Here is a 21,397-nt window from a genome sequence, read left to right on the forward strand (position 1 = left end):
CTCGGGTGTGGCGTCAGACCCGGCGGAGCGAGAAGGGGTGGCCGGCCGGGTCGGAGTAGATCCGTACGTCGCGCAGGCCACCGTTGTTCTTGGTGTCCAGCGGCCGCGCGCCCAGGTCGACGACCTGGCGCTCCGCGGCGTCCACGTCCTCCACCAGCAGGTCCAGATGGGCCTGCTGGGAGTCGTCCGGCCGTGGCCAGCTCGGCGGGGCGAAGCCGTGGTCCCGCAGGAAGGCCATCCGCGATCCGCCGGGTGCGACGATCTCGACCCGGTCGGGGGTGGTCAGCGGCTGGATCTCCGCGCCGAGCACCCGGGCGTAGAACTCGGCGAGCTCTTCGGGTTCGGCACAGTCCAAGGACAGGACGGCTGCGGTCGCGACGGCCATGAGTTCCCCTCCACATCGTCACCCACGGAAGCTCTATCCGATTACCCCGCTCCTGGCCGTACAAGCACACAAACATGAGGCCGGGCCGCCTGCTGGCGGCCCGGCCTCATGGATGGTGGGCGATACTGGGTTCGAACCAGTGACCTCTTCGGTGTGAACGAAGCGCTCTCCCACTGAGCTAATCGCCCGGGTTGTTCTCTTCGGGGTCTCCCCGGCGGAACGACCTGAACAATACAGGTCGCGACGGGTTTGGTTCAAACCGCATTTCCGCCGGAAGGCCCGGATGCCGGACCGGAAGGCCCGGCGGCCGGACCGGGCGGCGCCCCGGCCGGACCGGCGGGCCGCGCGGCGAGGTGCGCCCGCAGCCCCCGCAGCCCGGAGCGCATCATCAGGGCGTGGTTGGCCCGGAAGACGGGACGGCCGGGGAGCGCGAGCCGGCGCAGCAGCGGCTTGCGGGCGACCACCTCCTGTTCGAAGAGGGCGCGGGTGCCGGTCCCCTGGGGCAGCACCGTCCAGCGCGCCCATCCCTCCAGATCGCCCGCGAAGCCGATCTCCAGCACGCCGTCCACCGGGTCCTGGCGCGCCTCGCTGACGATCAGCCGCAGGTCGTACGGGACGAGGGAGCGGAAGCGGGCGGCGCCACTGCGCTCGTCGATCCGCCGGACCTCACGGACCTGGGGCCACCACCGCGGATAGTCGTCGCCGTTCGCCAGCACCGCGAAGACGGCGGCGGGCGGAGCGTCGAGGTCCCATCGGCTGCGGAAGCGGTAATGGCACCAGTCCATGCCCTCAAGTGTGGTCCGGCCATGACGGCCTGGCTAGCCCGGCAGCTTGTCACCGACGAGCGCGAGGTTCTGGATCGCGGCGAGGCCGTACTGCGCGCTGGCGTTGGTGCTCACCCAGGCCGCCTCGACGCCGGGCTCCAGCACGTCCGGACCCTCCACCCGCACCGACTTCCAGCTGATGGTGGCGTCCGGGTAGCCGTCGCCCTCGTGGTATTCGGTGAACTTCTGCCAGGCGCGGGCGGCCAGCTTGTCGTCCTTCAGCTGGACGGCGGCGTAGGCGTCGAGCCGGGAGTGGCCCTGGACCAGGATCAGCGAGCCGAAGTCGGTGCCGTAGCGGGCCTTCTGCTCGGCCTTGGTGGCGTTGAAGTAGCGGCAGTAGTCCAGCCATGCCTCCTTGAACTTCGGCAGGTCGATGAGGTCGATCACCTCGGCGCAGACCTCGACCAGGCCGAAGACCGCGGACAGATGGGAGACGCTGACCTTGGGCCGGTCGGCGATGGCGTACTTGCCGGTGTCGAGGTCGTACAGCCCGCTGCCCTGGACGAAGCCGTTGGGCTGGGCGGCGATGGTCTCCATGGTGGAGCGCAGCCGCGCCTCGGCCTTCTCAGCCTTCGGGCCGCGCCGCTCCCATTCGGTGAGCCAGGCCCCGGCGAGGCCGCTCCAGTCGGTGCCGAAGCCGATGTCCAGGGCGTGCGGATCGGGCTCGTAGTCGGGGTCGTCGCGGACCTTGCGCTGTGGATCGAGGACGAGGAAGGTCTCGTCGGAGTCGACGAGGGCGTGCATGATGTCGCCGATCCGCTCGTCCGCGGTGAGGAAGTAGTAGTAGCGGCGGTACAGGGCGGTGGAGATCCGCTGCTGTTTGGCGCTGTCGGCGAAGTGCTGGACGCCGTGGCGGGTGCCGAGCCCGGCCCATTTGCCGAGGTGGTAGGCGTCGACCTCGCCGGTGTGCCGGGTCATGGATTCGGCGAAGCGGAAGATGTCGGAGCGGCCGGAGCGCAGATAGGCCAGCCACAGCCACAGGTCGGGCGAGAGCTCGGAGTTGTCCCAGGCGTAGCCGCCGACGTCGTACCGCCACTGGTGCCGGTCTCCGTCGTAGGTGTGCATGATGTCGCCGTAGTCCCAGAAGCCATACCAACGGCGCTGTTCGACCTGGCCCTTGTGGTAGTCGAAGAGGAAGTCCAGCCGGTCCTCGACCTTCGCCTTGGCGGGGGTGGCGCGGTCGACGGGGGCGAAGAGGCCGCCGAAGACCTTGGCGCGGACCAGGTCGGCGGGGCCGGCGGCCAGTTGGGGCGGGGTGCGCACGGCGGCGGCCTGCCGGACGAGGGTGTCGGCGTCGGGGGTGGCCGCGTTGGCCCAGAAGGTGAGTTCGCTGGTGCGGGCGATGCCGTACGGGGTGCCGAAGCCGGGCTCGTAGTCCTCGTAGGTGATCTCGAGGCCCTCGAGCTGTTCTGGGTAGGTGTCCTGGCCCATGCCGTCGTGGTAGAAGCGCAGGTCCATGGGCTGGGCCTCGGGCGACCAGAGCCACAGGGTGACCTCGGCCTCGTCCCCGGCGGCGCCGCGGATGTCCAGCTGGGCGGGGAACTTCTCCCAGAAGTCGCGCAGTCCGAAGGAGAGTCCGCCGCTGACGCCGCCGACGTAGCCGAAGCCGCTCGCCCGGCCGCCGCCGCCCGCCGCGATCCAGCCGTGGCCGGGCTTGGTGCGCTTGCGCAGGGTGAAGCCGTCGGCGGAGAGCTGGGCGAGGGTGTAGTCGCCCCAGGTGGGGATGAGGTGCAGCCGGGAGGTGACGCGCTGGTCCCAGCCGGCCGGGTCGGGCAGCTTCTCGCCCTTGACCTGGGCGGTGCGGACGCCGGCCCCGGGGTCGCGGCGCAGCCCGGTGACGCCCTTGACGGCCTCGGTGAGGAATCCCTTGCCCTCGCCCGCGATGCGGATGTGGCGGTCGTACGCCTCGTCGCGCATCGGCACGGAGAAGCGGACGCCGAGGCCCCGGATGAAGTCTTTGTTCTGGTCGCCGTCGAACGTGATCGTGTGCACCATACGGAACGACTCGGCGCCCGCGTAGAAATAGAGCCGGACGCTGAAGGGGAGCCAGCCGCGGCGGCCCTTACGGTGCTTGCCGTCGATGCGGACCACGGCGCGGACTGGGCCCTTCTGCTCGACCCTCGCCCCGCTGATCTCGCCGTCGAACCGCTCCCACTCGGCGCGGCCGTGGTCGCCGTCGTCCACGTCGCCCTGGCGGAGCAGGACCAGCCGGCCGTCGCGGGCGATCTCGGTGGAGCCGCGGGTGACGGAGCGCACGAGCTGCTTGCCGTCCTTACCGATGACGGCCTTGATGACCCCGGTGTCGACGGTGATCCTGCCGCCGCTCTCGGAGACGGTGACCTTCTTGGCGGGTGCGGCGGGCGTGCCGGTGGTGAGCCGGTAGGCACTGCCGGTGAGGCCCTCCCCCGCCGCGTGGGCGGTCCACTTCAGCGAACCGTCGGGCCAGTAGGCGGTGGCCCAGGTCTGCAGGGGCACATGTGTGCCGTCGGCGGTGGTCAGCGCGAACGTCCGGTCGCCGGGGTGGGCGCCCTTGGGCCAGGGGACGCCGAAGGTGGAGCCCGCGGCCGCGCCCAAGCCGCCGTCCTCCAGCCAGGTGATGTCCACGGGCTCGTCGGCGGCCTTCTCGGCGGGGCTGTCGGCGGCGGCCTTCGGGGCGTTGTGGGCGAGCAGCCAGGAGAACGGTACGGCGGCGCCGGTGGCGGCCGCGGCCTTGAGGAGGTTGCGTCGAGGGATCGGGGGCATGTCCGGTTCACCTTTCGTACGGGGGCAGGTGCATGACATGAGTCGGCGGAGGAGGCGCCGGGGCGGGCGGCGCCTGGGGAAGAGCGATGCCTGGCCAGAGGGCGATGTCTGGCCAGAGGGCGATGCCTGATCAGGCGGCAATACCTGGTCAGACGCGGGCGCGGCGCTCCACCGCGACCGCGCAGCCCGCGAGGGCGCCCGAGGCCGGGGCGATCAGCGGCAGCATCTGCCAGGCGGCGACGGCGAGTACGGCGAGCCCGCCGATGAGCAGCAGCGATCCACCGGGGTCGGCGGTCAGCCCCTGGCGTGCGGCGGTACGGGCGGCGTCCGGCCATGCGGTTCCGGGCCGCCGTAAGGCCGCCGTCCGCAGCCCGAGGACGACCACCGCGAGCAGGCCCGCCACGCTCACGGCGATCAGCGCGGGCCCGCCCGGCAGGGCCCCGGAGCGGGCCACCCGCAGATCGAAGCCGAGCAGCGCGAGCGCCGCCCACCACAGCAGGGAGAACCGCCAGCCGCTGCGGGTCGCCTCCCGCAGCCCGGCCAGGAAGTCCCGCCAGGTGGACCGTTCACCGTCCAAATGGCGGCCCAGATGCGCACAACCGGCGGCGAACGCGGGCAGCAGGGTGATCACCGGCAGGGCGGCGAGCACCACCCAGACGCCGGTCAGCAGGCACTCGGCGAACAGCGCGAAGCGCAGCCGGCCGTGCGCAGTGGGCCTTACGGCTGCTCCTCCCCGGGCTTCCGGCCTGGCGGCTCTGGCGGCTCCGGCGGCTCCCATGGTCTTTCCCATGACGGCCTCAGCCCTTCAGCCCGGAAGTCGCCGCGCCCTCGACCAGATAGCGCTGGAAGGCCAGGAAGAACAGCAGCACCGGCAGCAGGGCGACCATCGACATGGCGACCATGCCGCCGTAGTCGGCGACGGAGTCCTGGTCGATGAAGAGCTTCAGGCCCATCGAGACGGTGTACTTGTCCGGTTCGTTGAGGTAGAGCAGCGGCCCGATGAAGTCGTTCCAGGACCAGATGAAGGTGAAGATCGCGCTGGTGATCAGGGCCGGGCGGCACAGCGGCAGCACGATGTTCCAGTAGATGCGCAGATGGCCACAGCCGTCCAGCCGGGCCGCCTCGTCCAGCTCCCGGGGCAGCCCGCGCATGAACTGCACCATCAGGAAGACGAAGAAGGCGTCCGCGGCCAGGTACTTGCCGAGCAGCAGCGGCACATAGGTGTTGATCAGGTCCAGCTTCTGGAACAGGATGTACTGCGGAATGATCAACACCTGGAACGGCAGCAGCAGGGTGGAGATCATGAGCGTGAACAGCGCGTTGCGCCCCGCGAAGCGGATCCGGGCGAAGGCGTACGCGGCCAGCGAGCAGGAGAACAGCACGCCGATCACCGAACCGACCGCCAGCAGCAGCGAGTTGGTGAAGAAGGTCGAGATCGGCACGTCCGCGATGCCGTCGCTGAGCCGGCGGTAGTTGTCGGTGATCGGATCGGTGGGCAGCAGCTGGAGGCTGCCGACGATCTGGTCACCGGGCTTGAACGAGCCGCCGATCACCCACACCACGGGGTAGAGGATCACCGCCAGCACGGCGAGCGCCCCCACATGCCAGATGACCGAACGCACCCGGCGCCGCCCGACCACCACAGAAGCACTCACCTGGCATCCTCCTCGTAGTGCACCCAGCCGCGCTGGGTCTTGAACAGCACGGCGGTCACCAGGCCGATGCCGAGCATCAGCATCCAGGCCATCGCGGCGGCGTAGCCCATGCGCAGATTGTGGAAGCCCTGCTCGTAGAGGTACCAGCCGTAGACCAGCAGGGAGTCGCCCGGTCCGCCGGTGTTGGTGCCCGACCCGGCGATCACCACCGCCGAGGTGAAGACCTGGAACGAGTGGATGAGCTCCAGCAGGAGGTTGAAGAAGAGCACCGGCGAGATCATCGGCAGGGTGATGGACCGGAACCGCCGCCAGCGACCGGCCCCGTCCATCTCGGCGGCCTCGTACAGCTCGCCCGGCACCTGCTTCAGCCCGGCCAGGAAGATCACCATCGGGGCGCCGAACTGCCAGACGGTCAGGGTGATGAGGGTGGGCAGCGCCCAGTCCGGGTCGCCGATCCAGCCTCCGACGTCCCACCCGAAAAGACTCATCGACTTGTCGACGATCGCGTCGTCGTTGAAGACCGCCCGCCAGACGACGCCGATGCTCACACTGGCGCCGATGAGCGAGGGGGCGTAGAACGCCGAGCGGTAGAAGCCCTGGCCCTTACGCGGCTTGACCAGCAGCAGCGCCACGGCGAGCGCCGCCGCCAGCTTCAACGGGGTGCCGATCAGTACGTACTTCAGCGTCACCTGGACCGAGGTCCACCAGCGGTCGTCCTCAAAGAGGTCCTGGAAGTTCTTGAACCCGATCCACCGGGGCGAGTCGAAGAGGTTGTAGTCGGTGAACGCCAGATAGAGCGAGACGAGCATCGGGCCGAGCGTGAGCAGCAGGATCCCGACGCACCAGGGCGTCAGGAAGAGATAGCCCGCGAGGGCCTCCCGGCGGCCCTGGCGCCGCCCCGCCGCCGGGGCGGGGCGGGCGCCGGGGGCGGCCTTCTCGGGGGTCGTCCCGCCGGGAGGCCGCACTCCGTCCGCCGCACGCGTCGTGGTCGGTGTCACGGAAGCTCTCCTCACGAGCCGAGCGCGGACTCGGCCTCGCTGAAGAACTGGTCGACCGCCTTGCCCATCGAGGTCTGCCCCAGCGCGACCTGGGTGTAGATCCTCAGGAAGGCGGCCTCGGCGACATCGGCGCCGGCCGGATGCGGGGTGATCGGCTCCAGCTTGGCGCCCACGCTCTTCTCATACGCGGCGATCTTGGCATCGACGCCCTGGGGCTGGTAGGCGTCGTACTGGGCGGTGGTCGCCGGGATGCCGCGGTTGTAGCCCATGATCTTGCCCACCTCGGGGTCATGGGTCATGAAGTCGATGAACTGGGCGACTTCCTTGGGGTGCTGGGTGCGGGCGGAGCCGCTGAGCATCAGCGAGGAGAGGTACTGGGCGGTGCGCTTGCCGTCCGTGGTCGGGATGGGCCCGAGGTCGAGGGTGGTCTTGGTCTCGGCGGCGAAGCGGACCAGGAAGTTGTCCCAGGTGAACTCGGAGGCCGACAGATCGGCGCTGATCGACGCCTTGGGCTTGGCCTGCTCGGACTTCTTGCCCGGCACCAGTTCGTCGGCCTTGGCGTGCTGCTGCCAGCGGCCCCACCACTCGGTGAGGTCGTCCTTGGTGAAGCCGAGCTTGTCGTCCTTGGTGAAGAACGCCTTGCCGTTCTGCCGCAGATACAGGTCGTAGAGATACATCACATTGGCGTTGTCGCTGGCACCGTAGAGCGTGTTGTCGCTTTTGCGCACCTTCTTGGCGGCCGCGAAGAAGTCATCCCAGGTCCACCCGTCCTTGACGGTCACCCCGGCCTTCCGATACGCGTCCGGGTTGTAGAAGAACGCGAAGGTATTGGCGCCGACCGGCACCCCAAGGAGCTTGCCGTCGATATCCCCGGCCTTCTCCAGTCCGTCACGGAATCCCTTGAGGCTGAGATTTCCGGCGTCGGCCTGACCGTTCAGATCCAGCAGAAGGTTCTTGTCGCCGTATTTGCGAAGGAAGGCGTAGGAGTTCTGGAAGACGTCCGGGGCGTTTCCGCCCGCGGCCTGGGTATTGAACTTGCTCCAGAAGTCGGTGTATTCGGAGAAGTCCGTCTTGACCTTGATGTTCGGGTGTTCCTTCTCGAAGAGCCCGACCGTCTTCTGGATCAGCTCCGCGCGGTCCTTGGCGCCCCACCACGAGTAGCGGATGGTCACCTTGCCGCCCCCGGAACCGCTTCCCCCGCCACAGCCGGTGGCCAGCAGCCCCAGCGCGGCCACCACGACCGCGGCCGCCCGGACCCCTCTCGCCCTCGCCGTCCATCGCCCAGCACCCATGACACGCCCCTCCCGGGCAGGTCGTCCGACTGCCCCCGCTAGTTTGAAACGTTTTAGGCAAGCGCTTGCCGGGACAAGTTAGGGACCAATGAGGCGTACGTCAACGGTTCGGACAGGATCACTCAGGATCGAGGTGAAGCGCTTCGACGAAAGCGCTTGGGAAGACCGTGCCGACCACCCGGCACCGAACACCTTCGGACATGCGACAACGCCGAGGGCCCGGAAGGCAGATGCCTTCCGGGCCCTCGGTCCAAGGTGGGCGATACTGGGTTCGAACCAGTGACCTCTTCGGTGTGAACGAAGCGCTCTCCCACTGAGCTAATCGCCCTGGCGCACGCCCAACATTAGCGCATGCGGGACCGTGCTCATGACCAGTCCTACGACGCCGGGCCGCTCACTGCTCGATCTTCCACGGCATCACGACACCGAACTTCCACACATAGGCCGACACCGCCACGGCGCAGATCACCACCGCGATCGTGGTCAGTATGAGATTGCGCCTGCGCACCCTCGGATCCAGGGCACGGTGGGCCGCCTCGGTGACCTTGCGCTTGGTCCAGGCCAGCACCAGCTGGGCCCAGACGAACTCGGTCGCCCAGATCGCCATTCCGGCGAAGATCACCAGCCATCCCGGGCCGGGCAGGGGCAGCAGGATGACACCCAGAACCACGACCGCGAGACCGACGATGAACACGCCGACCTGCCAGCTCAGGTGGAGCGGGCGGGACCGCTTGATGAACCGCGGCGCCCGGGAGCCCCATACCGGCCCCTTCTTCGGGTCATCGCCCCCCGTCGCGACCTGGGACCCCGCCTCGCCGGCCCCGTGTCGCTCGTCACTCTCCGCATTCATGTGACCCAACTTACCTGATCGTTTGAAGTCACCGGAACGGCGGTAGTGGCCGGCCTGGAGCTGGGCCGCATGAGCTACCAGAAGAGCCGCAAAACGGTCAGAGGGGTTTACAACGGCACCGTAGGTGGCATGTCGATTTCGCCGACGTGCGAATCCCCGAGCGCACACTGAGCGAAAGGCCCTGGCGCTTATGAACACCACGGTCAGCTGCGAGCTGCACCTGCGCCTCGTTGTGTCGAGCGAATCCTCACTGCCTGTACCCGCGGGCCTGCGGTATGACACGGCCGACCCTTACGCCGTGCACGCCACCTTCCACACCGGAGCCGAAGAGACGGTCGAATGGGTGTTCGCCCGCGATCTTCTCGCCGAGGGTCTGCACCGGCCCACCGGCACCGGCGACGTCCGGGTGTGGCCGTCCCGCAGCCACGGCCAGGGAGTCGTCTGCATCGCCCTGAGCTCCCCGGAGGGGGAGGCACTGCTCGAAGCCCCGGCGCGGGCCCTGGAGTCGTTCCTGAAGCGAACCGACGCCGCGGTGCCACCCGGTACCGAACACCGCCATTTCGACCTCGACACAGAGCTCTCCCACATCCTGGCGGAGAGCTGAGACCCGGCGAGAGCTGAGCGCTCGGCCGTCCGACTCGGGGAGACGGCGCGAGCCGGGGCGCGACCGCATCACGTACCGACGATCCCGACCATGGCAATCCCGACAACGGCAGAGGCAGGCGACGGTGCCGTCGCCGCGGCAGCGCCCGCGGTGACGGCACCGTCGCATGACCGCTCGGCACCATCGCGCGACCGTCCGGCACCGTCGCATGACCGCCCTGGGCCGCCTGGTGAACGTCCGGGGCCCGGCGGGACTAGAGTCGGGCAGATCGAGGGCAGCCCAGGGGCAGCCGCCGACCCAGCCGGCCAGGGAGCCAATCGTGCTGATCAACCACGACACCCGGTGCGCGCTCGACGCCGTCGTCGATCTGGTGAACACCGCGCCCGAGGGCGCGGACCAGGACGACCTCGCCGATGTCGACGCTCTGCGCCGGTTCGTCGGGCGCAATGCCATCAGCGACATCGGCACGCTCGGGGAGCGCGACCTCGCCGCGGTACGGGCCGTACGGACCCAGTTCGCCGAGGTCTTCGCGGCGGCCGGGAACGAGGCCGCCGCCCGCCGCACCGCGGAACTGCTCAACGCGATGATCGCCGCGGCCGGCACCACGCCCCGGCTCACCGACCACGACGGCTACGACTGGCATGTGCACTACTTCGCGCCCGGTGCCTCGCTGGCCGACCACCTCGCCGCCGACGGCGGGATGGCGCTGGCGTTCCTCGTGGTGGGTGGCGAGCGGGAGCGGCTGCGCCGCTGTGAGGCCCCGGACTGCCGCCACGCCTTCGTGGATCTGTCCCGCAACCGGTCCCGGCGCTACTGCGACAGCCGCACCTGCGGCAACCGGCTGCATGTCGCGGCCTATCGCGCCCGGCGCCGCGAGGCCGCGAGCTGACCGTCCGCGTACGGGGGTCGGAGGCCGGGCCGGGCCCCGTCTCACCATCGACCGGCGGTCACCATCGGTAACCGGACGGGCCGCCGCCTCACCACCGGTGGAGGTCGTGGACGGCGGTCACGAAGAGCAGGGTGCCGATGAACGCCAGGAACAGCATCAGCGGCGGCTGCGAGAGGGCGAAGAGACAGCCACGGGTCTCGTCGCTCGGCGGAACAGGGGGTCCTTCGATGGGGGATTGCTCCCCGGGCGGTGATTGCAACATCTCGCGGAGATCATGACCCAGCCATGAGCCCGCCTGCGACCGGTGATCGTTTTTTGATCGGTCGCTTGTCAGATCCCGTGCTTTTTGAGTATGGCCTCGATGTCGGAGAAGTCATCTGTGCCAGAGCTCGTTCCGCCCTTGGTCTTCGGCTTCTGCGACGCCTTGACCCCGGTGGCTCCCCGGCCGGGCCCCAGGGCGGGCTCCGAGGCCCCCGCGGACACCCCGCCGGCCCGTTCGGCGGCGGCCGCCGCGCGGCGCTCCTTACGGGTGCCGCCGGAGCGGTGCTCGACCGCCCGCGTGATCATGAACAGCGCCCAGGAGACGCCCAGCAGGCCGAAGCCCAGCCAGATGCTCGGCTTGAAGACCAGGTCGGTCAGCCAGTCCAGGATGCCGGTCATGGCCAGGCCCAGCGGGATCAGGGCGTAGGCGGCGATCCGCGTCGCCGCCAGGAACCGCTTGCGGTAGGCGGTCAGCCCGGCGATGCCCAGACCGGCCGCGGACAGCGCGGCGCAGATGGTGTCGGTCAGCATCGTTCCTCCCGCGAACTGGGCTTCCGGTAAGTCCATCGTGCACCCCGTAAGGCGGCCGGGGCCATGGCCCGAGCCCGGGATCAGGGACATCTCCGGGTATGGATCAGGGTCCGGGGGCTGGAAGACTGGCCTCATGAGCCACACCGACCCCTCCCCCCGCCCCGTGCTCGACGTCTGGTGCGAGTTGCAGTGCCCCGACTGCCGTACCGCCCTGGGCGATCTGCGCGCGCTGCGCGACCGCTTCCAGGACGCGCTGGACATCCGGCTGCGCCACTTCCCGCTGGAGCGCCACCGGCACGCCCACGCGGCGGCTCAGGCGGCCGAGGAGGCCATCGCCCAGGGGCGCGGCTGGCCGTTCGTCGAGGCCGTCCTGGAGCGCACCGAGGAGCTCGGGACCCGCGGTGAGCCGGTGTTGGTGGAGGTGGCCCGGGAACTGGGGCTGGACGCCGAGGAGATGGACACCGCGCTGGTCGACGGCCGGCACATCCTGATCGTGGACGCGGACCAGGCCGAGGGCCGGGCGATCGGGGTCACCGGCACCCCCACGTATGTGATCGGCGGCGAGCGGCTCGACGGCGGGAAGAGCCAGGAGGGGCTGCGGGAGCGCGTCGAGGAGATCGCCGCCCGGCTCGTCGCCGAGCGGTCCTGAGGCGCTGAAAGCCCTGGAAGCCCTGGAAGTCCGCGGGACAGGCCCTTAGAGCAGCGGCTTGTACAACTGGTACTCGATCGACTCGTAGCCCAGCGACTCGTACAGCCGCAGCGCCGGGGTGTTGCCGCCGAAGACGTGCAGGCCCAGGCTGTGGGCCCGGTGCGCCAGGCTCGCCCGCTCGGCGGCCAGCATCAGGGTGCGGCCGTGTCCGTGGCCGCGGTGCTCCTCGGCGACCTCGACGGCGTAGACGTACGCCTCACCGCTCTCGGCGGCGTCGGGCTCCCCCTCGCGCAGCGCGATCCAGATGGTGCCCACGTCCGTGCCGCCGTGGGCGAGGACGCGCAGCAGGGCCGTGGGGGTGTCCGGGCCCTGCGGCAGCAGCTGCGCGTAGTCGGTGTCCGCCTTGGTGTCGGCCTGCTGCCGGGTGAGCCCGCGCGCCAGCAGATCGGCGACGTATCCGGCCCGCTCGTGGGCGTACCACGCCGGGTAGTCGGCCTCCGTAAGGGGACGTATCGCGCTGCCCTCGGGCAGCTCGGGCGGGTCCGTGAGCCGCTTGAGCATGTTGCGGCCGCGCTCGCGGTAGCCGAGCGCGGCCGTGAGCCCGAGGGCGGTCGTGGCCGAGGCGGGGACGCTCACCATCAGCTGGGTGCAGCCCCAGCCGCGCAGCACCTCCTCGGCGGCGAGCGCGGCGACCGTGCCGCGGCCCCGGTGCCGATCGGCCTCGTCGATGTGCAGCTGCTCGATACGCCCGGCCGCCGGGCCCAGGCGGGCATCGGTGGCGAGGCGTACGGAGCCGACGGGGCGGCCGTTGACGCACACCTCGTACGCGCGGGCACGCCCGCCGCCGTCGGTGTGCCGTTCGGGCGCGGTGGGCCGCAGAGTGGTGGTCACGAAGGTGTTCTACCGGCCCGCCGGGCGATCGTCACCCGTTTTCCGGCGCGGATCCGCCGCGACCGGCCGGTCAGGTCCCTGGCTTGCCCACTCACGGCCCGATGGTCCCGCCGCCCGCTCAGGGATCGATGCCGGCGGCGGCCCGCTCAGGGGTCGATGTCCCCGCCGCCCGCTCAGGGGTCCATGCCGGCGGCGGCCCCGTCAGGGGTCGATGTCCGCGGCCGCCCGCTCGACGAAGATCCGCAGGGCCTCGGCGGTGACCGGGCCGGGGGCGCCGGGCAGGGTGTGGCCGTCCACGCGGTGGACGGCCTGTACGTCGCGGGTCGTGGAGGTCACGAAGACCTCCTCGGCCCGGTACAGCGTGTCCAGCGGCAGATCGGTCTCCTTCGCGCCCACCCACTCCAGCACCAGGGCCCGGGTGATCCCGGCGAGGCAGCCGGAGGAGAGCGGCGGGGTGTGCAGCTGGCCGTCGAGGACCACGAAGACATTGGAGCCGGTGCCCTCGCAGAGCGCGCCGACCGTGTTGCCGAAGAGGGCCTCGGTGGCGTCGTGCTCGCGGGCGCGGGCGAGCGCGACCACGTTCTCGCCGTACGAGGTGGTCTTCAGACCGGTGAGCGCTCCGCGCTCGTTGCGCGCCCAGGGGACGGTGACCACGGCCGTGGCGTCGGGCCTGCGGGCCGCCTCGACCAGCGCGACCACCACGGTGGGCCCGGCCGTGCCCCGGTCGGAGCCGAGCGGTGAGATCCCTCCGGTGTAGGTGATCCTCAGCCGTCCGAACGCCACGGGGTGGGCCTTGAGCACCTCCTCGCAGCCCCGCCGCACCTCGTCCAGGTCCGGCTCGGGGAGCCCCAGGCCCGCGGCGGAGCGGGCCAGCCGCCGCAGATGGCGGGTGAGGGCGAACGGCTGCCCCTCGGTGGCCTTGACGGTCTCGAAGACGCCGTCGCCGACCGTGAGCCCGTGGTCGAACACGGACACCATGGCGCTGTCCGGGTCGCAGAGGGATCCATCGAGCCAGATGGCCGGTTTCATCGCGTCGCCCTTCCCATCGTCTGCTGTACACCCGTCGTCTGCTGTACACCCGACGCTACCGCGAGCAGCCGGGCGGCCTTGAGTTCCGTTTCGTCCCATTCGCGCTCCGGGTCCGAGCCCCAGGTGATGCCCGCCCCGGTGCCGAACCGCAGCACGGCCCCGGCCGCGCCGCGGTCGATCCAGAAGGTCCGTATCCCGACCGCCAGCTCACCGGTGCCGCGGTCGGCGTCGACCCAGCCGATACCGCCGCAGTACGGGCCGCGGGGCACGGTCTCGAGCTCCTCGATCACGCGCAGCGCGCTGGACTTGGGCGCGCCGGTGACCGAGCCGGGCGGGAAGGTGGCCGCGAGCAGTTCCGGCCAGCCGGCGCCGGGGGCGAGTTCGCCCCGCACCGTGGAGACGAGGTGCACCAGACCGGGGTGCGGTTCGACCGCGCACAGCGCCGGGACGGTCACCGAGCCGGTGGCGCAGACCCGGCCCAGGTCGTTGCGGACCAGGTCCACGATCATCACGTTCTCGGCGTGGTCCTTCTCCAGCAGGTCCTCCGGGGCGCGGCCGGTGCCCTTGATGGGGCCGGACTCCACGGTGCGCCCGGTGCGCCGCAGGAATAGCTCGGGCGAGGCCGTGGCGACCTCCACCCCGTGTCCCGGCAGCCTTACGGTGCCCGCGTACGGGGCGGGGTTGCCCAGCGCCAGCAGCGCGGTCAGCGCGTCCACATCGGCCCCGGCCGGATCGGGCAGCGGTGCGGACAGCACCCGGCAGAGGTTGGCCTGGTAGACCTCGCCGGCCGCGATCCGCCGCCGGACGGTGCGCACCCCCGCGGTGTAGGCGGCCCGGTCCAGTGACGAGGTCCACTCCCCCGCCGTGGGACCGCGCCAGCCGCCGGGCGCGGGCGGCGGCACCGGCTCGGTCCGTACGTCCCCGAAGCGAGCGCAGACCAGACGGCCCTCGAAGTCCGCGACAACGGCCCAGAAACCCTGGGTTTCCAGGGCCGACGGGTCGCTGGTGACATCCCGTAGATCGGTGGCGAGCAGGCCGCCGAAGCGGGCGAGCGGGGGCAGGTGGTGCACGGTTGCGAGTCTATGGTGCCCAGGTCAGGGCGGCCTCGGGAGGGAGTGCGGCGCGCGAGCAGGGCAGCACGCTGCGGAAACGGAATTTGAGCTGGCCCCGGAATCCGCTAGAGTTCAACACGTCGCCGGGACGCGGAAGCGCCCCGGAGAAACGACACCTGCGGACGTGGCTCAGTTGGTAGAGCATCACCTTGCCAAGGTGAGGGTCGCGAGTTCGAATCTCGTCGTCCGCTCGGTGTGGGGGTTTCGACCCCCACGGCTGGTGGAGTGGCCGAGAGGCGAGGCAACGGCCTGCAAAGCCGTCTACACGGGTTCAAATCCCGTCTCCACCTCGGACGATTAGCTCAGCGGGAGAGCGCTTCCCTGACACGGAAGAGGTCACTGGTTCAATCCCAGTATCGTCCACTCGGATCCTCACGGATCCATCCTGCGCGATTAGCTCAGCGGGAGAGCGCTTCCCTGACACGGAAGAGGTCACTGGTTCAATCCCAGTATCGCGCACGCAGTCCTGCGGACGATTAGCTCAGCGGGAGAGCGCTTCCCTGACACGGAAGAGGTCACTGGTTCAATCCCAGTATCGTCCACATCGATCGGCGGAGGGCCGGAGCGAAAGCTCCGGCCCTCCGGCGTTTCTCGGACCAGGAAGCTTCTCAGGACGAGAAGAGCATGTGCCCGAAGCCGCGCTTGTGGTGGCCGTGGTGGCCGCCGTGGTGCCCGTGCTGCGGAGCGCCCCAGGCGGGTGCGGCCGGGTACGCCTGCGGGGCACCGGGCGGGGCGGGCGGCATCGCTTGCGTCCACTGCGACTCAAGGCGGGTCAGCGCCTCCAGCTCCCCGTAGTCCAGAAAGATCCCCCGGCAGCCGCTGCACTGCTCTATCTGCACGCCATTGCGGTTGTACGTGTGCATCGGCGCATGGCACTTGGGACACTGCATGGTCCGCTCAACTCCTCATGCTTCTGACAGAGCGCGCCGGAACATGCGTCCGGACGCGTGGACTTCACCCTACGGCCTCATCCCGCGGCCTCCATGAAGTGGGCGATGCGGACGGACGCCTCCACCATCGCCTCCTCCGCCTCGTCCAACGCCCGTCCGGCGGCAGCCGCCTTGGCGAGCGCGAGCGCGGCGGTCTGGACGGTGAGGGCACGGGCGGGCACGTCCAGCCGCGGCCAGGGATCGCGCTCCCCCGCGGCGGAGCCGCCCGCGGCCCGGTACGCCCCCAGGAACCGCTCCCAGTCCTCGGCGGCGAGCAGCCCGGCGGCGTACCAGGCGGCGGGGCGGGCGAGGTCCCACGCCGGGTCGCCGAGGCCGAGGTCGTCGATGTCGATCAGCCGCCAGTCGCTGGCGCGGTGGCGGATGAGCTGGCCGAGGTGGAGATCGCCGTGGCAGAGCCGGTTGTCCTCGCTGCCGGCGCCAATGCCAACGCCGTTGCCTTCGCGTGGGTCCACGCGGTCGCCGCGGTCCCGGCCTTCCACGCGGTCGCCGCGGTTCCGGCCTTCCACACGGTCGCCGCGGTCCCGGCCTTCCACACGGTCGCCGCGGTCCCGATGATCCGGGCGGCCCACGCGATCCTTACGGTCGATACGGTCCATACGGTCCACACCCCGGGCCCAGCCGGGCAGTCCGGCCCAGGCCCGCAGCACGGCCCGGGTGGCCACGCTGTCGGGAAGCGCCGCCGCCCGCAGCCGGTCGATGGCGCGGGCCGCCTTGACCGGGCCGCGCATCGCCGGGAGCGGGCCGGGCAGTTCGGCGACCGGTACGGCGTGCAGCCGGGCCAGCAGCTTCCCCGCCTCGCCCCAGGGGGCGGCGTCCGGCGCGTCGGGTGCCACGGGTTCGCCGTACGGCCAGAGGGTGACCTGCCGCCCGTCGGGCAGCGCTCCCATGCCGTCGACCGGCGGCAGCAGTATCTCCGCGCACCGGGGATGGGCCGCGACGCCGAGCCGGACGGCCAACTCGGCCGGGTCCGTACCGGGCGGATGCGCCTTGGCGACGACGTGGCCGCACCGGACGACGGTGCCGTCGGGCCGGTCGGCCAGGACGGTCACCTCGGCGGTGGCGTCGCGCTGGGCCCGGCGGAGGGCGGTGACGAGCTGCGCCGCGGTTCGGCTCACGGCTCCCCCCATGTCATCGGCTGCCCCGGGATCGTAGCTCCTGCCGGGCGGGCTGCCGGGGCTCGGGCCTCCTGGTGTCGGGCGATCACCCGGGCGCGAGCCGCACGTTCCCCCACCCTATCTGGGTTACAAACTTTGAACTCTGTAACCCATGGCGGTACGTTTCGACGGCATGGACACACAACACACGGGAACCGACGCGCCGGAGGACCTGCCGAGCAACTGGGGCCGGTGGGGCGAGGACGACGAGCGCGGCACGCTCAACCTCATCACCGGGGAGGCTCGGGCCAGGGGCGCGGCGGAGGCCCGCACCGGGCGGTCGGTGTCACTCGCGCTTCCGATCCGGCCGGCGCCGCTCATCAGCGGCCCCTTCGCGCCCTCCACCCAGGACGCCTCGCCGGTCCAGCAGATGATGGTCTACGTCGGTTCCCCGGCGCCCGCCACGGCGGATGTGATGCTGGTGACCAACCACCACCCGCGCTCGACCCACCTCGACGCGCTGGGGCACACGATCCGGGACGGGCGGGTCTATCCGGGGCGGCCCGTGGACGAGGCCGTGACCCCGGCCGGTGCCCGGCACGGCTCCACGGCGGCGTACGCCGCCGGGATCGCCACCCGGGGAATCCTGCTCGACCTGGCGGCCGACGGCCCGCTGCCCAGTGGTCATGCGGTCACCGCACGGGACTTCGAGGCGGCCGAGGAGCGCCAGGGCGTACGGCTGGAGTCCGGGGACGCCCTGGTGGTGCGCTGCGGCTGGCCCATGACACCCGACCCCGACCGGCCGATGCCGGGGATGAGCCTGGACGCGGTGCGCTGGATGCACCGGCGCGGCGTGTCGCTCTACGCGGGCGACATCGGCGACGCGCACCCGGACCTGGACCCCGCCTGCCCCTCGCCGCTGCACCGGGTCGCCCTGCCGATGATGGGCCTGCCCCTGATCGACGCCGCCGAGGTGGACGAGCTCGCCGCCGTCTGCGCGAAGCTGGGCCGTTATGCTTTCCTGCTCACCGTGGCGCCGCCGCGTATCCACGGGCTGACCGGGGTGCCCGTCAACCCGCTCGCGGTCTTCTGACGAGCCACTAGGAGGAGAGGAACTGGCAGTGAGCGAGCAGTCGGTGCCCGCCGCCGGAGCCGGGAGCCACGCGGAGCGGTTCGTACGGAACGGCGAGCCCTGATGCGTTCGGGCCCCCTCGACGCCGAGACCATCCTGACGGCCACCGAGGACGTGCTGCGCCGCCATGGACCGGCGAAGGCCACGGTGCTGGACGTGGCGCGGGCTCTGGGAGTCAGCCACGCCAGCGTCTACCGCCACTTCCCGTCCAAGGCGGCCCTGCGCGAAGCCGTCACCCGGCGCTGGCTGGGCCGGGCGCGCGACCCCCTCGCGGCGGTCGCGGCCGACACCCGGCAGGCCCCGCCCGAGCGGCTCCGCACCTGGTTCACCACGCTCTTCACCGCCAAGCGGACCCTGTTGTCCGAGGACCCGGAGCTGTTCGCCACCTACCGGGTCCTGACGGCCGAGCACAGCAGCGCGGCCGCCGACCATGTGACCGCCCTGATCGAGCAGCTGCGCGTCATCATCGCCGACGGCGTCACCAGCGGGGACTTCACCTCCCCCGACCCCGCCGCGACGGCGCGAACCGTCTTCGCCGCCACCATGGCCTACCACCACCCGGCGCACGCCCCCGAATGGCAGGCACCGGGGTCCGAGGCCGCCTTGCGGTCCATCTGCACCTTGCTCATCGACGGCCTGCGCCCGCGCTGATCCCCGGCGAATGCGTGGCGGAACCGGACCATCCGCTACCTGGCAACCGTCCACCTCGCCGCCATCAACCGATGGCTCAGGCCGAACGGCTCTCCTGCCACCGCTGTACCGCCGTTTGCACCGCCTCTTCGTCTTCGACAGCATGGGCGCCGGACGCACCCGCGGCACCGAGGATCAACTCACCGTCGGTGACCAGAACGCCACCGGCCCACGGGACGAAGTCGCCACCGTAGAGGTGCTGGATGCTGTCAACGATCCCCCCGGGTAGCTTGATCTGACCGGAGGGCCGCAGTGCGAGCAGTGCGGTGCGCGCCTTGGCCACGGCGATTCGGCTGGTCATAGGCATACCACCATCGCCCCGGCGCAGGACGATCACTTCTCCGGCAACGTCGACAACCGCCACCGCGAGCGGAGGGAACCCGCGCTCCGCACCGACCTCCAGCGCGGCTTGCACCAACCAATCCGCCTCGGTCAACGTGAGCCCAGGAAGGCGTGGAGTATCAGACACGAGCGCGAAACTAGCGGCGACAGCCCCGGCGGTCAAAGCAATTGCCCTCCCTCCATGCCCGGCAATCATCCACCTCGCCACTGGACAGGCGGAAGGAGACTCAGCGCCCGGTCCGGTTGACTGGTTCCCGCTCAACTCGGTTAGATCGCCGGACAAATCTCACTCGCTCGCACCGAGAGTCCGCGCAAGCGCGTCGAGGGTCACGTCGACGATGACACGCAGCTGCTCCGCGCTCGTTCCGGCTCTGCTCATGACGGCGAGGGACTGGTTCACGGCCGCAAGGTGGGTCGCGAAGGACTCGGCCGCCTCGTCGTCCAGCCGACCGGCCTTCAGCGCGGCGCGTAGCCGGGCGTGCTGGAAGCCGATCGCCTCCCGCGCACGCGCCGCGACGCTCGCGCTCAGCACTGGGGTCGCCATGACAGTTTGGGCCACCAGGCATCCGTCGGGCAGACCGGGGTCCGCGATGCGCTCCAGGGTGATGTCGAAGAACGCCCGCGCGGCCGCCAGAGGCCGGTCGGCGGCGCAGGACAACGCGGCGTCGTACTTGTCTCCGTAGCGCCTGGTGTAGCGCTCCAGGCAACGCATGAAGAGCGTGTCCTTGTCACCGAGGGAGGAGTAGATGGAGCTGCGGTTGAGCCCGGTCGCCCGGGACAGGTCGTCCACCGACGTGTCCGCGTAGCCGGCCCGCCAGAACTGGATCATCGCGGCGTCGAGCGCCGCGGCGATGTCGAACTGCTTCTTGCCTGCCATGCAGGCACCTCACCTCCCTCCTGCTCCGCCTTCTCAGTGGAGACCATCATTCCATCTTGAACTAATCAGTTCAAGATGGCTTAGGGTGAAGGCGTGATCATGCCCGGATACCCCGCGAACCTCGCAGCGCAGCGCCACGCGCACCGCGTGCTGTCCACCGCGCTCGTGGGCCTGGCCCTCGGCCGACGCGCGGAATCAACCAGCGCGCCTGACATCTCCGGCAGACCGTCAACACACCTCTCACCAGTGGAGGAGAACCATGAATGACCCCGCAAGCGCCCCCCGCGACTGCGGCAACCCGGTCCGCGACCTGCCGCTGCCCGACTTGGCCGGTTTCACCCACCGTTGGGTCGACGCGGGCGGCGTCCGGCTTCACGCGGTGGAAGGCGGTCAGCCGGACGGTCCAGCCATCGTGCTGCTCGCCGGGTTCCCTCAGACCTGGTGGGCATGGCGCAAGGTGATGCCGAACCTGGCCGACCGATTCCACGTCATCGCGATCGACCTGCCGGGCCAGGGCCACTCCGAGCGCCCGGACATCAGCTACGACACGCACACGGCCGCTGCGCACGTCCACGCCGCGGTCAAGGCGCTCGGAGTCTCGACATACTGGCTGGCCGCCCACGACATCGGCGCGTGGGTCGCCTTTTCCCTCGCCTTGAAGTACCAGAGCCAGCTGCGTGGCCTGGCACTGCTCGACGCCGGCATCCCGGGCATCACACTCCCTGACGCCATCCCGACCGACCCCGAGCAGGCGTGGAAGACCTGGCACTTCGCCTTCCACCTCGTGCCCGACCTGCCCGAGACACTGCTCGCCGGCCGCGAACGGGAGTACGTCAGCTGGTTCCTGAAGGCGAAGACCCTCTCCTCCGACACCTTCGACGACGCCGAAATTGAGCAATACGCCGCGTCCGTGGCCGCCGACGGCGGTCTCCGCGCATCCCTGGCCTACTACCGGGACGCCGCCGAGTCGGCGCAGAAGAACCACGAAGCGCTGGCACAACAGCGCCTGACGGTCCCGATTCTCGGGATCTCCAGCAGCCACGGCTCCATCCCCGACATGGCAGCTTCCATCAGGCCGTGGGCCGACCGCGCCACCGGGATCGTCGTGCCGGACGCAGGACACTTCATCCCCGATGAACAGCCCGATGCCGTCGCTGCCGCGCTGACCGACTTCATCACCGAAGACGACTGAGGGTACGGGGCCGCCCTCGCCGCTCGCCGACTGAGCGACGAGCAGGTGACGAGCGTCGACGTCGACCCCTACCTGACCGAGGCCGTCCGCAAGCGGCCTCGTCACGGCCGAGAAGGACCAGGACGGGGGCGCGACCGGGCGCGTCGAGTGGGACCGGGCCACGGCGGCCGGGAACGAGCGGCCCACCGTGCGCCAAGGCGGCCCCCGCCGGCTATGGGACGCGCTCGACAAGGTCCGCGACTACTGGCTCAGCGACGGCGAGCTACCGGTGCGAGGGGCCCGGGTGGACATCACACCCGATGGTCGTACGTTCCTCGGCCGTGGAAAGTGGTCTGCCGAGCTGGACTGATCACGCACAAGCGCGAGGGGGTCCTTACGACGGCGGTCCGCACGGGCCCCAAAAAGGCG

General features: G+C 70.7%; 24 protein-coding genes and 7 tRNA genes. 12 read left to right on the top strand and 19 right to left on the bottom strand.

What is annotated here, in order from left to right; translation table 11 throughout:
* Positions 1–13: 13 nt before the first annotated feature.
* The 10 genes from JK364_RS30600 to JK364_RS30645 form a co-directional block, all read right to left on the bottom strand.
* Complete coding sequence (locus tag JK364_RS30600) at positions 14–385, bottom strand: VOC family protein (RefSeq protein ID WP_201854588.1); 372 nt, start codon at positions 383–385, stop codon at positions 14–16.
* 113 nt (positions 386–498) lie between these two features.
* Positions 499–573: transfer RNA gene (locus JK364_RS30605), tRNA-Val, on the bottom strand.
* 66 nt (positions 574–639) lie between these two features.
* Complete coding sequence (locus JK364_RS30610; RefSeq protein ID WP_230992732.1) at positions 640–1,170, bottom strand: SRPBCC family protein; 531 nt, start codon at positions 1,168–1,170, stop codon at positions 640–642.
* A 33-nt stretch (positions 1,171–1,203) separates the two neighbouring features.
* Positions 1,204–3,951 carry an exo-rhamnogalacturonan lyase family protein gene (locus JK364_RS30615; RefSeq protein WP_201854589.1) on the bottom strand — a complete coding sequence of 916 codons (2,748 nt, stop codon included), beginning with the start codon at positions 3,949–3,951 and terminating at the stop codon, positions 1,204–1,206.
* Between the two features lie 148 nt (positions 3,952–4,099).
* Positions 4,100–4,729, bottom strand: coding sequence for a YesL family protein (locus JK364_RS30620; protein WP_230992733.1), 630 nt, complete (start codon positions 4,727–4,729; stop codon positions 4,100–4,102).
* A 19-nt stretch (positions 4,730–4,748) separates the two neighbouring features.
* Positions 4,749–5,606, bottom strand: a complete 858-nt coding sequence (locus JK364_RS30625) for a carbohydrate ABC transporter permease (protein ID WP_307841426.1) — start codon at positions 5,604–5,606, stop codon at positions 4,749–4,751.
* Positions 5,603–6,604, bottom strand: coding sequence for a carbohydrate ABC transporter permease (locus JK364_RS30630; RefSeq protein WP_201854591.1), 1,002 nt, complete (start codon positions 6,602–6,604; stop codon positions 5,603–5,605). Before JK364_RS30630 ends, JK364_RS30625 begins: the two co-directional genes overlap by 4 nt.
* A gap of 11 nt (positions 6,605–6,615) precedes the next feature.
* Positions 6,616–7,896: an ABC transporter substrate-binding protein gene (locus JK364_RS30635; RefSeq protein WP_201854592.1), complete on the bottom strand. Its 1,281-nt coding sequence runs from the start codon at positions 7,894–7,896 to the stop codon at positions 6,616–6,618.
* A 256-nt stretch (positions 7,897–8,152) separates the two neighbouring features.
* Positions 8,153–8,224, bottom strand: a tRNA-Val gene (locus tag JK364_RS30640).
* Between the two features lie 66 nt (positions 8,225–8,290).
* Positions 8,291–8,746 carry a TIGR02611 family protein gene (locus tag JK364_RS30645; RefSeq protein WP_201854593.1) on the bottom strand — a complete coding sequence of 152 codons (456 nt, stop codon included), beginning with the start codon at positions 8,744–8,746 and terminating at the stop codon, positions 8,291–8,293.
* A gap of 190 nt (positions 8,747–8,936) precedes the next feature.
* Between JK364_RS30645 and JK364_RS30650 the strand changes: the two genes are divergently transcribed.
* Together JK364_RS30650 and JK364_RS30655 are read left to right on the top strand one after the other, a co-directional pair.
* Positions 8,937–9,350 (top strand): SsgA family sporulation/cell division regulator, encoded by a 414-nt coding sequence (locus JK364_RS30650; RefSeq protein WP_003959770.1) that lies wholly within the window; start codon positions 8,937–8,939, stop codon positions 9,348–9,350.
* A 319-nt stretch (positions 9,351–9,669) separates the two neighbouring features.
* A complete protein-coding gene (locus tag JK364_RS30655) occupies positions 9,670–10,239 on the top strand; it encodes a CGNR zinc finger domain-containing protein (RefSeq protein ID WP_201854594.1) in 570 nt (189 codons plus the stop codon).
* An 88-nt stretch (positions 10,240–10,327) separates the two neighbouring features.
* Here JK364_RS30655 and JK364_RS30660 read toward each other — a convergent pair whose 3' ends face one another.
* Together JK364_RS30660 and JK364_RS30665 are read right to left on the bottom strand one after the other, a co-directional pair.
* Complete coding sequence (locus JK364_RS30660; RefSeq protein WP_165455915.1) at positions 10,328–10,501, bottom strand: hypothetical protein; 174 nt, start codon at positions 10,499–10,501, stop codon at positions 10,328–10,330.
* Between the two features lie 68 nt (positions 10,502–10,569).
* Positions 10,570–11,031: a hypothetical protein gene (locus JK364_RS30665; RefSeq protein WP_201854701.1), complete on the bottom strand. Its 462-nt coding sequence runs from the start codon at positions 11,029–11,031 to the stop codon at positions 10,570–10,572.
* A gap of 133 nt (positions 11,032–11,164) precedes the next feature.
* Here JK364_RS30665 and JK364_RS30670 point away from each other — a divergent pair, with 133 nt between their 5' ends.
* Positions 11,165–11,680, top strand: a complete 516-nt coding sequence (locus JK364_RS30670; RefSeq protein ID WP_201854595.1) for a DsbA family protein — start codon at positions 11,165–11,167, stop codon at positions 11,678–11,680.
* 45 nt (positions 11,681–11,725) lie between these two features.
* On the opposite strand, the gene JK364_RS30675 is transcribed toward JK364_RS30670, so the two are convergent.
* The 3 genes from JK364_RS30675 to JK364_RS30685 form a co-directional block, all read right to left on the bottom strand.
* Positions 11,726–12,571, bottom strand: coding sequence for a GNAT family N-acetyltransferase (locus JK364_RS30675; RefSeq protein ID WP_201854596.1), 846 nt, complete (start codon positions 12,569–12,571; stop codon positions 11,726–11,728).
* A gap of 201 nt (positions 12,572–12,772) precedes the next feature.
* Positions 12,773–13,600, bottom strand: a complete 828-nt coding sequence (locus JK364_RS30680; protein WP_201854597.1) for an aminotransferase class IV — start codon at positions 13,598–13,600, stop codon at positions 12,773–12,775.
* Complete coding sequence (locus tag JK364_RS30685; RefSeq protein ID WP_201854598.1) at positions 13,597–14,670, bottom strand: chorismate-binding protein; 1,074 nt, start codon at positions 14,668–14,670, stop codon at positions 13,597–13,599. The genes JK364_RS30680 and JK364_RS30685 overlap by 4 nt, the downstream gene beginning before the upstream one ends.
* Before the next feature lie 160 nt (positions 14,671–14,830).
* Between JK364_RS30685 and JK364_RS30690 the strand changes: the two genes are divergently transcribed.
* From JK364_RS30690 to JK364_RS30710, 5 genes are all read left to right on the top strand, one after another.
* A tRNA-Gly gene (locus JK364_RS30690) sits at positions 14,831–14,903 on the top strand.
* Positions 14,904–14,931: 28 nt separating this feature from the next.
* Positions 14,932–15,002 (top strand) — tRNA-Cys (locus tag JK364_RS30695).
* A gap of 1 nt (position 15,003) precedes the next feature.
* Positions 15,004–15,075: transfer RNA gene (locus JK364_RS30700), tRNA-Val, on the top strand.
* Between the two features lie 24 nt (positions 15,076–15,099).
* Positions 15,100–15,171: transfer RNA gene (locus JK364_RS30705), tRNA-Val, on the top strand.
* 11 nt (positions 15,172–15,182) lie between these two features.
* A tRNA-Val gene (locus JK364_RS30710) sits at positions 15,183–15,254 on the top strand.
* Positions 15,255–15,320: 66 nt separating this feature from the next.
* Here the strand turns inward: JK364_RS30710 and JK364_RS30715 are convergent.
* Both JK364_RS30715 and JK364_RS30720 read right to left on the bottom strand, forming a co-directional pair.
* A complete protein-coding gene (locus tag JK364_RS30715) occupies positions 15,321–15,602 on the bottom strand; it encodes a TFIIB-type zinc ribbon-containing protein (protein ID WP_201854599.1) in 282 nt (93 codons plus the stop codon).
* A 77-nt stretch (positions 15,603–15,679) separates the two neighbouring features.
* Entirely contained in the window at positions 15,680–16,777 is a 1,098-nt protein-coding gene (locus JK364_RS30720; RefSeq protein WP_307841427.1) for a phosphotransferase, read from the bottom strand.
* 172 nt (positions 16,778–16,949) lie between these two features.
* Here JK364_RS30720 and JK364_RS30725 point away from each other — a divergent pair, with 172 nt between their 5' ends.
* Both JK364_RS30725 and JK364_RS30730 read left to right on the top strand, forming a co-directional pair.
* Positions 16,950–17,849, top strand: coding sequence for a cyclase family protein (locus JK364_RS30725; protein ID WP_201854601.1), 900 nt, complete (start codon positions 16,950–16,952; stop codon positions 17,847–17,849).
* Between the two features lie 102 nt (positions 17,850–17,951).
* Entirely contained in the window at positions 17,952–18,539 is a 588-nt protein-coding gene (locus tag JK364_RS30730) for a TetR/AcrR family transcriptional regulator (protein ID WP_201854602.1), read from the top strand.
* Positions 18,540–18,615: 76 nt separating this feature from the next.
* Here the strand turns inward: JK364_RS30730 and JK364_RS30735 are convergent, their stop codons facing one another.
* Both JK364_RS30735 and JK364_RS30740 read right to left on the bottom strand, forming a co-directional pair.
* Positions 18,616–19,116, bottom strand: a complete 501-nt coding sequence (locus JK364_RS30735) for a GlcG/HbpS family heme-binding protein (protein ID WP_230992734.1) — start codon at positions 19,114–19,116, stop codon at positions 18,616–18,618.
* Positions 19,117–19,206: 90 nt separating this feature from the next.
* Positions 19,207–19,797 (bottom strand): TetR/AcrR family transcriptional regulator, encoded by a 591-nt coding sequence (locus JK364_RS30740; protein WP_201854604.1) that lies wholly within the window; start codon positions 19,795–19,797, stop codon positions 19,207–19,209.
* Between the two features lie 259 nt (positions 19,798–20,056).
* Here JK364_RS30740 and JK364_RS30745 point away from each other — a divergent pair, with 259 nt between their 5' ends.
* Positions 20,057–20,989 carry an alpha/beta fold hydrolase gene (locus JK364_RS30745; RefSeq protein WP_201854605.1) on the top strand — a complete coding sequence of 311 codons (933 nt, stop codon included), beginning with the start codon at positions 20,057–20,059 and terminating at the stop codon, positions 20,987–20,989.
* 187 nt (positions 20,990–21,176) lie between these two features.
* Complete coding sequence (locus tag JK364_RS55645; protein ID WP_230992735.1) at positions 21,177–21,338, top strand: hypothetical protein; 162 nt, start codon at positions 21,177–21,179, stop codon at positions 21,336–21,338.
* The last annotated feature ends 59 nt before the right edge of the window (positions 21,339–21,397 follow it).

The sequence above is a fragment of the Streptomyces endocoffeicus genome, from assembly GCF_016741935.1.
Classification (GTDB): Bacteria; Actinomycetota; Actinomycetes; order Streptomycetales; family Streptomycetaceae; genus Streptomyces; species Streptomyces endocoffeicus.

Coding starts and splice junctions, on each gene's coding strand:
- JK364_RS30600 (WP_201854588.1), bottom strand. CDS start 385: ATGGCCGTCGCGACCGCAGCCGTCCTGTCCTTGGACTGTGCCGAACCC.
- JK364_RS30610 (WP_230992732.1), bottom strand. CDS start 1,170: ATGGACTGGTGCCATTACCGCTTCCGCAGCCGATGGGACCTCGACGCT.
- JK364_RS30615 (WP_201854589.1), bottom strand. CDS start 3,951: ATGCCCCCGATCCCTCGACGCAACCTCCTCAAGGCCGCGGCCGCCACC.
- JK364_RS30620 (WP_230992733.1), bottom strand. CDS start 4,729: ATGGGAGCCGCCGGAGCCGCCAGAGCCGCCAGGCCGGAAGCCCGGGGA.
- JK364_RS30635 (WP_201854592.1), bottom strand. CDS start 7,896: ATGGGTGCTGGGCGATGGACGGCGAGGGCGAGAGGGGTCCGGGCGGCC.
- JK364_RS30645 (WP_201854593.1), bottom strand. CDS start 8,746: ATGAATGCGGAGAGTGACGAGCGACACGGGGCCGGCGAGGCGGGGTCC.
- JK364_RS30650 (WP_003959770.1), top strand. CDS start 8,937: ATGAACACCACGGTCAGCTGCGAGCTGCACCTGCGCCTCGTTGTGTCG.
- JK364_RS30660 (WP_165455915.1), bottom strand. CDS start 10,501: ATGTTGCAATCACCGCCCGGGGAGCAATCCCCCATCGAAGGACCCCCT.
- JK364_RS30665 (WP_201854701.1), bottom strand. CDS start 11,031: ATGCTGACCGACACCATCTGCGCCGCGCTGTCCGCGGCCGGTCTGGGC.
- JK364_RS30670 (WP_201854595.1), top strand. CDS start 11,165: ATGAGCCACACCGACCCCTCCCCCCGCCCCGTGCTCGACGTCTGGTGC.
- JK364_RS30680 (WP_201854597.1), bottom strand. CDS start 13,600: ATGAAACCGGCCATCTGGCTCGATGGATCCCTCTGCGACCCGGACAGC.
- JK364_RS30715 (WP_201854599.1), bottom strand. CDS start 15,602: ATGCAGTGTCCCAAGTGCCATGCGCCGATGCACACGTACAACCGCAAT.
- JK364_RS30725 (WP_201854601.1), top strand. CDS start 16,950: ATGGACACACAACACACGGGAACCGACGCGCCGGAGGACCTGCCGAGC.
- JK364_RS30730 (WP_201854602.1), top strand. CDS start 17,952: ATGCGTTCGGGCCCCCTCGACGCCGAGACCATCCTGACGGCCACCGAG.
- JK364_RS30735 (WP_230992734.1), bottom strand. CDS start 19,116: ATGATTGCCGGGCATGGAGGGAGGGCAATTGCTTTGACCGCCGGGGCT.
- JK364_RS30740 (WP_201854604.1), bottom strand. CDS start 19,797: ATGGCAGGCAAGAAGCAGTTCGACATCGCCGCGGCGCTCGACGCCGCG.
- JK364_RS30745 (WP_201854605.1), top strand. CDS start 20,057: ATGAATGACCCCGCAAGCGCCCCCCGCGACTGCGGCAACCCGGTCCGC.